The organism is Isoptericola sp. NPDC055063, assembly GCF_053608125.1.
In genome coordinates this window covers 1-8,568 of the sequence record NZ_JBSGUW010000012.1, presented here as the reverse complement: position 1 = coordinate 8,568, position 8,568 = coordinate 1, and the positions used below count along the sequence as shown (strand labels likewise).

Here is an 8,568-nt window from a genome sequence, read left to right as displayed (position 1 = left end):
AAAAGCAGCCCAAAAGGCAGACGTGTTCTGGGTCTGGAGAACGAGGTCTGAAGAGGAGCGGGGGGAGGGGTGCGGAGCGGGCGGAGGAAAGGGGGGCCCCCCCTGGGGGGTTCCCCCCCCCCTCTGCCGTGCGGGGGCGGACCGTGCGGCCTACCGCGCCGTGAGGGCGGCGTGCCCCTGCAGCTCCAGCACGAGGTCCTTGACCGCGGTAGCGGGCACCTGGCGGTCGTCCGCCGCGACGAGCGCGGCGACCGACGCGGGCACCGCGGCGTCGGAGCAGAGGATGAGCGGCGTGTCCGCGGACGAGGTCGGCAGCCGGCCGTGGGTGCCGCGCACGCAGGACGGGTCGAGCGGCACGGTGCTCATCGCGTACCGCAGCCCCAGCTTCTTCTTCACCAGGTTCAGGCCAGCCTTCGCCTTGGCGAGCGGGTCCGCCGGGTCGAAGAACAGCTCGGCGGGGTCGTAGCCCGGCTTGCGGTGGATGTCGACGCCGCGCGCGTACTCCGGGGCGCGGGCGTCGTCGAGCCAGAAGTAGTACGTGAACCAGGCCCCGGGCTCCGCGACGACGACGAGCTCGCCGGAGCGCTCGTGGTCGAGCCCGTACCGGGCCTGCGCCTCGCGGTCCAGCACCTCGTCGACGCCGGGGACGGAGCGCAGCAGGTCGGCGACCCGCGGGACGTCGGACTCGTCGGCGACGTACACGTGCGCGACCTGGTGGTCGGACACGGCGAACGCGCGCGACGCCCACGGGTCGAGCTGCTCGCGCCCGTCCTGCACGTACACCTGGAGCAGCCCTTCGCGGCGCAGTAGCCGGTTGAGGTGCACCGGCCGGTCCGCGCCCGCGATCCCGTACTCCGACACGACCACGACGGTGACGCCGTCGGCCTCCGCCTGGTCGAGGAGCGGGGTGAGCGCGACGTCGAGCTCGGCCGCGGCGGCGTCGGCCTGCGGCGAGTCCGGGCCGAACCGCTGCAGGTCGTAGTCGAGGTGCGGCACGTACGCCATCGTGAGGTCGTCGGCGCGCCCCCTCAGGACGTGGCCGGTGGCGCCGATGATCCAGCGGCTCGAGTCGATCGACGCGGTCGGCCCCCAGTAGGTGAACAGGGGGAACTCGCCGAACCGGCCCACCAGCTCGTCGTGCAGGGCCGCCGGGCGCACGTACGCGTCGGGCGACTTGCGGCCGTCGGCGTGGTAGATCGGCCGCGGGGTGACGGTGACCTCGGTGGTCATCCCCATCGCGTACCACCAGCACACGTTCGCGGCGGAGTACTCGGGGGAGGCCTTGCGGCCCGCCTCCCAGAGCTTCTCCCCGGCCACGAGGCGGTTGTGCTGGCGCCAGAGGTAGACGTCGCCGAGGCCCCGGAAGTACCACCCGTTGCCGACGGCGCCGTGCTGCGCCGGCATCAGGCCGGTGAGCATGGTCGACTGGACGCTGCAGGTCACGGCCGGCAGCACTGTCGCGAGCCCGGAGGACCAGCCGCCGGCGGCCAGGCGGCGCAGGCGCGGCATCTGCGCCAGGGCGCGGGTGGTCAGCCCGACGACGTCGAGCAGCAGGACGGGCTTCATGCGACGCTCCTCGCGTTCAGGGGGATGGTGCTCGTGGTGGTGCCCGGCTCGGCGGACCCGCCGCCGAGGTGGTCGCGCGCCCAGCGCAGCTCCGCCGCGATGCCCTCGACCAGCTCGGCAGGGCCCTCGGGGCGGACGTCGGCGGGGAGCACCGACCACGTGTAGGTCTCGACGTCCAGGTGCGCCCGGTCGCCGTGCGGTGCCGCCGCGACGGCCGCGACGGCGGCGCGCAGCACGTCGGTGGTCGCGGCCAGGGGGGCGGCGGGCGCGTGGTGCAGCGGCACGTGGAAGTGCACCCGCCACGGGCCGTCGGCCGGGAGGCGGCCCGCCAACGCCTCGGGCAGGTCGTCGGCGCCGGCGACCGCGCCGTCGGCCCCCTGCTCGCGGACCTGGTGCAGGTACCGGGTCTCGGCGAACCGGGCGACGGCCTCCCGCGCGGCGGGGTCGCTCGGGTCGCCGACGTGCAGCGCGGCGGACGCCTGGACCTTGACCACGCGCAGGCCCGCGCCCGTGATGCGCGCGACGGCGGCGGCCGGGTCCGCGAACGACACGGCCAGGTGGCACGTGTCGAGGCAGACCCCGACGTGCTCGGGGTCGATGCGTCGCTCGGCCGGCACGTCCGGCGCGGTGCGGGCCGCGAGCCAGGCCACGACGTCGTCCACGGTGTCGAGGACGCAGCCGGGCTCGGGCTCGACGGCGACGCGGACCGTCCGCCCCGTGCTCTCGGCCAGGTCGCGCAGGCCGCGGGACATGGTGGCGAACGCGCGGGTGGCCTCGTCGTCGTCCGCGGGCGTCCACGGCGCGCGCCACGCCAGCGGCAGCGTGGAGATCGAGCCGTCCACGCCGTCCGGCAGCAGGTCGGCGAGCACCCGGGCGCACGCGAGCACGTAGTTCAGGCGCGCCCGCTCCGCCCACGTGGGGGAGTAGACGGCGTGCTTGACGACCTCGTCGTGGAACCCCCCGTACGGGAAGGCGTTGAGCGTGTGGACCACGAGGTGGTGCTCGGCGAGCACGCGGCGCAGCCGGTCGCGGTCCTCGGGGGACCGGTCGAGCCGGTGCGCCAGCGCGGCGGGGAGCCAGAGGCCCACGCCGAGCGTCGGGAGCCCGGCGGCCTCGCGGACCGGCCCGGCGGTGCGGACCAGCTGGTCGAGCACGCCGTCGAGGTCCTCGGCGGGGTGGACGTTGGTGCAGTAGGAGAGCAGCATCGCGTGCCCCTCAGACCCGTGCGCCGCGAAGGACGGAGGAGCCCTCGAACGTGGCGCTCGCGGCCTCGCCCGGGACGAAGCCGGGGATCGGGTCGAGCACCAGGTTCCCCGACTGCTCGTAGAACTCCACGGGGTTGCGCCAGAGCACCTGGTCGACGTCGTCGTCGGTGAACCCGTCGTCGAGCATCGCGTGCCCCGTGCGGGCGGTCTTCAGCGGGTCGGAGCGGCCCCAGTCGGCGGCGGAGTTCACGATCATGCGCTCGGTGCCGTGCTCGCGCAGGAGGGCGACCATCCGGTCCTCGTCCATCTTCGTGTCCGGGTAGATGGAGAACCCGGCCCAGCAGCCGGCGTCGCGCACCATCGCGACGTTGGTCTCGTTGAGGTGGTCGACGAGCACCATCTCGGGCGGCAGGCCGGACTCGCGCACCACGTCCAGCGTGCGCCGGGTGCCCGCGAGCTTGTCCCGGTGCGGGGTGTGCACGAGGACGGGCAGGCCGGCCTCGCGCGCGAGCTGCAGCTGGGCGGCGAACACCTCGTCCTCGGCGGGGGTCATGGAGTCGTACCCGACCTCGCCGACTGCGACGACGCCGTCCTTGAGCAGGTAGCGGGGGATCTCGTCGAGCACGGCCCGGCAGCGCGGGTCGTTCGCCTCCTTGGGGTTCAGCGCGATCGTCGCGTGGTGCCGGATGCCGAACTGCGCGGCGCGGAACCGCTCCCAGCCGAGGAGGGCGTCGAAGTAGTCGCAGAACGACCCGACCGAGGTGCGCGGCTGGCCGAGCCAGAACGCCGGCTCGACGACGACGCGCACGCCGGCGGCGTACATGGCCTCGTAGTCGTCCGTGGTGCGGCTCGTCATGTGGATGTGGGGGTCGAGGATGCGCATGCTCACTCCTGGGTGGTGGTCGTGGGGATCAGCCGGTCGACGTCCGGGGGGACGACCCGGCCGGCGGCCCGTCGTTCGGCGGCGAAGTCGGTGGCCATGCGGGCGAGCTCGGGGTCCGCGCGGGAGCCCAGGTCGGCGACGGCGTCGAGGCTCACCCCCATGAACACGAGCTTGAGGACGGCGTGCCGCCAGGTGTGCTGGTCGAGGTACCGCGACCCGAACGTCCCGGTGGCGGCCGCGACCAGCGCCTGGTCGTTCGTGCGCAGCGCGTCCTCGGCGAGCTCGACGCCCGTCGCGACGACGTCGTCCGGGAGGTCGCCGTTCCCCGCGAGCGCGTCGAGCCCGCGCAGCACGCCGCGGCGCTCGGCCGCGTCGCCGCCGCGGTAGAGGGTGGCGAGCCGGTCGGCGAGCCCGTCGCCGGACGAGGCGGCGAGCGCGACGACGAGCTCGGCCCGGGCGGCGTCGTCGACGGTGCCGCGCACGACGCCGGCCGGGTCTGTCTCGGGGTGCAGCGGGGCCCGGCCCACGCGGCGGGGGGCGAGGGCGAACGCGCGCGTGACGGCGTCGGGGTCGCGCGCGACGTCCGCGCGGGCCTGCTCGAGCCAGGCGGTCGCCTCGCTGGTGGGGATGGGTGTCATGGTCGGACCTCCGTGGTCGTGGACGTCTCGCGCGTGGACGCCGTCCGCCACGCGTGGTGCAGCGCTGTCAGGCTGCGGCGGGCGAGGTGCGGTGCGTCGTGGGAGTGCCGGGGGAGCTCGACCGCGGCGACGCCGGCGTAGCCGAGCTCCGCCAGCGTGGCGAGCACCAGGGGCAGGTCGAGCTCGCCCTCGCCGAACGGGCGGTGCTCGTGGTGGGTGGCGGGCATGTCGTCGAGCTGCACGTTGGCCAGGTGCGGCGCGGCGGCGCGCAGGGCGCCGACCACCCCGTCGGGCTCGACCACCAGGCAGTGGCCGACGTCGACCGTGAGGCCCAGGTCGTCCCCCGCGACGCCGAGGTCGTCGCGCAGCCGCAGCGCGTCGTCGACGGTCTCGACGAGCATGCCGGGCTCGGGCTCCAGTGACAGGCGCACCCCGCGCGCCCGCGCGTGCTCGAGCAGGCGGGGCAGCCGGTCGCGCAGCCGCGCCCACCCCTCGGCGGGCCGGTCCCCGGCGGGCAGGATGCCGGAGAAGAACGACACGCACTCGGCGTCGAGGGCGGCCGCCACGTCGACGGCCCGCTCCAGGTACCGCAGCCGCGCGTCGGCCTCGGCGTCGACGAGGGTGGGGCGGTGCTTGACCCACGGGTCGAGCAGGTACCGGGTGCCGGTCTCGACGACGACGGCGGCCCCCGCGCCGCCCCGCATCCGCGCGAGGCGCTCGGCGACGCGGGCCACCTGCGCGTCAGCGTCGGGCGCGAACGGGTCGAGGTGCGGGAACCCCAGGGTCAGCGCGACGGCGTCGTACCCGACGTCGTCCAGCACGTCGAGCGCCGTCGCCAGCGGGTGGTCGCCGAACCCGTTGGTGCCGTACCCGAGGCGGAACCCGGGCCGCGTGGTCGTCGTGGAGGCGGTGGTGGCGGCGGTCACGTGATGCTCACCCGGCCCCGCCGGCGCAGCAGCGCGCCGCCGACGACCGCGACGCCCGCGAGCGCCACGGCCTCGAGCCGACCGCCGCGCAGCGCCCACGCCGCCTGGAGCGGCACCATCGCCTGGATCCCGGCCTTCGTCGCCGACCGCGCCGCGCCGGCGGAGCGGTCCCGGGCCGCGCGGACCTGGCCGGGGAGGCACGCGGCCGCGTACGCGGACGCCGCGGCGACCGCGCCCCGGCGGGCCCACCTCCCGGCGGGGCCGGCCGCGGGGCGAGCGAGCGCCGCCGCGACCGTCCCGGCGGCGACGACGGCCGAGGTCACGGCCGCGGACGTGCCGACCGCCGTCGTCGTGCCGTGCACCTCCCCGCGGGAGAGCACGGTGACGCCGAGGGTGTGCACGGCCAGCGCGGCCGCCGCGGGCAGCGCGGGACGCACCCCGGTCGGCGCCGCGCCGAGGAGCACGTCGAGGCCGCGGCAGGCGGCCATGACGAGCGGGCCCGACGGGCTGTCCTTCGCCACCAGGTCGTAGGTGAGGACGCACGCGGCCAGGGGCACGGCGACGGCCAGCGCCTTCCGCCCGCCGCCGAGCGCGGCCAGCGTCACGCCGGCGCCCGTGAGGGCGGCGCCGGTCCCGAGCGCCTGGCGGGGCGTGACTCGGCCCGAGGGGATCGGCCGCTCGGGCCGCTCGATCGCGTCCAGGTCGCGGTCGGCGTAGTCGTTGAGCGCCATGCCGCCCAGGTACAGGCACGCCGACGCGGTCGGCAGGAGCACCCGACGGCGGGCGGGGATGCGTCCGGGCGCCGACGCCATGCCGGCGAGCGTGTCGCCGAGGACCGACAGCGCCGCCGGCGCGCGGACGAGCTCGGCGACGTCGCGGGGCGTCACCGGCGCGCCTGGTCGGCCGTGCGCACCGCCCACGCGGCGAGGTCCGCGGCCTGGGTGGCGGCGTCGTGCACCTCGGACGCCCAGGGGTCCTTGAAGAAGAACCCGAGCTCCGGGACGGGGCCGGCCACGCCGGCCGAGTGGGCGAGGGCGAGCAGCCGGGCCAGGTCGAGCACCATCGGGGCGGCGAGCATCGAGTCGTAGGCGCTCCACGTGGTCTGCAGGGTCAGGCGCGAGCCCAGGAACCCCTCGACGTGCACGTGGTCCCACGCGACCTTCGTGTCGCCGAGGTCGGGCACGTTGTCGATGTGCAGGGGCGTGACCGCGCTGCCGGTGAGGTCGCGCAGGCCGCGGGTCTTCGAGGCGAGCTTGCTCCGCACGGCCTCGGGGTCGGCGAGGGTCGCGCCGTCGCCGCCGCCGAGCAGGTTGGTGCCCGCCCACGACAGCACGCGCAGGCCCCGGGCGGCGAAGGCCGGCGCGAGGACGGTGCGCAGCCACGTCTGCCCGGTCTTGCCGTCCTGTCCCGCGACGGGGAGCCCGGCCTCGGTGGCCAGCTCGGTGAGGGCGGGCAGGGACATCCCGGCCGACGGCGTGAACGCGGCGTACGGGGCGCCGGCGAGCACGGCGGCGTACGCGGAGACGGACGACGCCGGCAGGACGGCGCGGCCCGGGTCGGTGAGTGCGGTGCGCAGGGCGGCCACGTCGTCGTGCTCGCGGGCCGGGGTGACGGGGGGCTCCGTCGCGGACACGTCGACGACCACCACGCGCGCGAGGTCGTGCCGGTCGCGGAACGCGGTGATGTCGGCGGCGAGCCGGTCGGCGGCGTCCTGCTGGCTGCCCCGGTGCTCGGCCGGGTCGTAGCCGGTGCGGACGTCGGCGTCGGCGGCCTCGAGCGCGTGGTGCGTGGCCGCCAGGAGCCGCGGCGGGATCATCCCGGCCTCGACGAGGCTCTCCGCGCGCTTGGTCATCGTCGTGGGGGAGAGGTCGTGCCCGCCGACGACGATGTCGCCGAACGCGGGCATCGGGACGTTCTCGAACCCGGGCCCCGCGGTGATGCAGCCCGTCGCGGGGGAATGGCCCTCGGCGAGCGCCGCCAGGCCGAGGGTGGCCGTCGTGGCGACCGAACCGTGGGCGCCGACGAGCCAGAGGCCCGTGCGTCCGGTCGAGTGGTGGTGGTCTGCAGTGGCGTGGTGCATCGTCGCTCCCCATGTCCGGCGGTGCGCGGCGCCGAGCAGCCAGTCGGCGGCCCCTCTGCCCCCGACTCCGCCACGCTAGCGAGGCTTCTGACGGATAGCAATCAAAAGGTCGATCCCGCGCTGCCGAATGTCGGGGTCAGCCGACATCAGGGAGAACTGGCTCCGCCTGTGCGCGGCCGGACCGGCGATGCCCTGTCAGTCCGGGCGGCGCGAGCTCGTGCCCGGGGTGTCGGCGCCACGGAGCATGACGACGTCGGCGTGCCGCACGCCGCCGACGTCGTAGGTCCGCGTGCCGGCGACGTCGAAGCCGTGCTTGCGGTAGAACGCCTGGGCCCGGGCGTTCTGGCCGTTGGTGCCGAGCCACAGCGGCGCGTCGACGCCGGCGGCCTCCCCGAGCCCGGCGGCCGCCGCGGCGGCCCCCTCGAGGAGGCGCGCCGCCACGCCGCCGCCCAGGACCTGGGGGTGCACGTAGATCTTGGACAGCTCGGCGTAGGGGCCAGGACCCGCCGCTGCGCGCAGCACCGCGCGCTCCTCGGCGCCGTCGGGCTCGCCGAACGCGACGAGCGCGTAGCCGAGCAGCGGGGGAACGTCGTCGGACGCGGCGCCCGCGGGCCCGCCGTCGACCGCCACCAGGAGAGCGTGCCGGTCGGAGGTCGCCCATGCGCGGAAGTCGGCCGGCGCGAGGTGCGTGGCCACGTGCGCGGCCATCGTGGCCACGAGGGTCCCGGGCGGGCAGGCCAGGGGGAACGTGAGGGCGGCGAGCCACGCGACGTGCGCCGCCTCGGAGACCCGGGCAGGACGGACGAGGACGGACGCCGGGCGCGGGGCGGCTGTCGGAGAGGAGGTCACGCGACGATTCTCGCGCGGCCCACCGGGTGTGCCCCGCGTCACCGCGCAGGGAGTTGGCCGGCTGCCGCGGAGCGTGTAATGTTCTACGACGTCAGCCCGACAGGGAGACGGACACCGAAGAGCATCACCGGGACACCGGGGAGCTCGGGTGGCCGACCGGGGTTGGAACTCACTACGAGAACGGGTTAGCATTCGTGCGCCCCGGACATCGTCTGTGGGGCTTGCCGATGAATGTCGGGCGATCCGAAACCTGGAAAACAGGCGGTTGGAACGGCCGGAAAGAATCTGGTAAGTTTGAGGGGTTGCCCCGGCGGGGCTGGAACGGAAATGGTTCTGGTCTTGTGGGTGTGCGTCGGTTGTTTGAGAACTCAACAGTGTGTTTGATAGTCAATGCCAAATTTTTGGAACCTTTGTTGGTTTC

At 75.5% G+C, this 8,568-nt stretch carries 8 protein-coding genes; all 8 read right to left on the bottom strand.

What is annotated here, in order from left to right:
• Positions 1-150 precede the first annotated feature (150 nt).
• A complete protein-coding gene (locus tag ACWF41_RS15120) occupies positions 151-1,566 on the bottom strand; it encodes an alkaline phosphatase family protein (RefSeq protein WP_380325535.1) in 1,416 nt (471 codons plus the stop codon).
• On the bottom strand, positions 1,563-2,771 hold the full coding sequence (gene eboE, locus ACWF41_RS15115) for a metabolite traffic protein EboE (RefSeq protein ID WP_380325532.1): 1,209 nt from the start codon (positions 2,769-2,771) through the stop codon (positions 1,563-1,565). The genes ACWF41_RS15120 and eboE overlap by 4 nt, the downstream gene beginning before the upstream one ends.
• A 10-nt stretch (positions 2,772-2,781) precedes the next feature.
• Positions 2,782-3,654 carry a TatD family hydrolase gene (locus ACWF41_RS15110; RefSeq protein ID WP_380325529.1) on the bottom strand — a complete coding sequence of 291 codons (873 nt, stop codon included), beginning with the start codon at positions 3,652-3,654 and terminating at the stop codon, positions 2,782-2,784.
• 2 nt (positions 3,655-3,656) lie between these two features.
• Positions 3,657-4,292 carry an EboA domain-containing protein gene (locus ACWF41_RS15105; protein ID WP_380325526.1) on the bottom strand — a complete coding sequence of 212 codons (636 nt, stop codon included), beginning with the start codon at positions 4,290-4,292 and terminating at the stop codon, positions 3,657-3,659.
• Positions 4,289-5,218, bottom strand: coding sequence for a sugar phosphate isomerase/epimerase family protein (locus tag ACWF41_RS15100; RefSeq protein WP_380325523.1), 930 nt, complete (start codon positions 5,216-5,218; stop codon positions 4,289-4,291). Before ACWF41_RS15100 ends, ACWF41_RS15105 begins: the two co-directional genes overlap by 4 nt.
• Positions 5,215-6,105: an SCO3242 family prenyltransferase gene (locus ACWF41_RS15095; RefSeq protein WP_380325520.1), complete on the bottom strand. Its 891-nt coding sequence runs from the start codon at positions 6,103-6,105 to the stop codon at positions 5,215-5,217. The genes ACWF41_RS15100 and ACWF41_RS15095 overlap by 4 nt, the downstream gene beginning before the upstream one ends.
• Positions 6,102-7,298, bottom strand: coding sequence for an inositol-3-phosphate synthase (locus ACWF41_RS15090; protein WP_380325517.1), 1,197 nt, complete (start codon positions 7,296-7,298; stop codon positions 6,102-6,104). The genes ACWF41_RS15095 and ACWF41_RS15090 overlap by 4 nt, the downstream gene beginning before the upstream one ends.
• A 195-nt stretch (positions 7,299-7,493) precedes the next feature.
• On the bottom strand, positions 7,494-8,147 hold the full coding sequence (locus ACWF41_RS15085) for a GNAT family N-acetyltransferase (protein ID WP_380325514.1): 654 nt from the start codon (positions 8,145-8,147) through the stop codon (positions 7,494-7,496).
• Between the last annotated feature and the right edge of the window lie 421 nt (positions 8,148-8,568).

Excerpts from the sequence above, each read along its gene's own strand:
- ACWF41_RS15120 (WP_380325535.1), bottom strand. The coding sequence starts at position 1,566 with ATGAAGCCCGTCCTGCTGCTCGACGTCGTCGGGCTGACCACCCGCGCC.
- eboE (WP_380325532.1), bottom strand. The coding sequence starts at position 2,771 with ATGCTGCTCTCCTACTGCACCAACGTCCACCCCGCCGAGGACCTCGAC.
- ACWF41_RS15110 (WP_380325529.1), bottom strand. The coding sequence starts at position 3,654 with ATGCGCATCCTCGACCCCCACATCCACATGACGAGCCGCACCACGGAC.
- ACWF41_RS15105 (WP_380325526.1), bottom strand. The coding sequence starts at position 4,292 with ATGACACCCATCCCCACCAGCGAGGCGACCGCCTGGCTCGAGCAGGCC.
- ACWF41_RS15090 (WP_380325517.1), bottom strand. The coding sequence starts at position 7,298 with ATGCACCACGCCACTGCAGACCACCACCACTCGACCGGACGCACGGGC.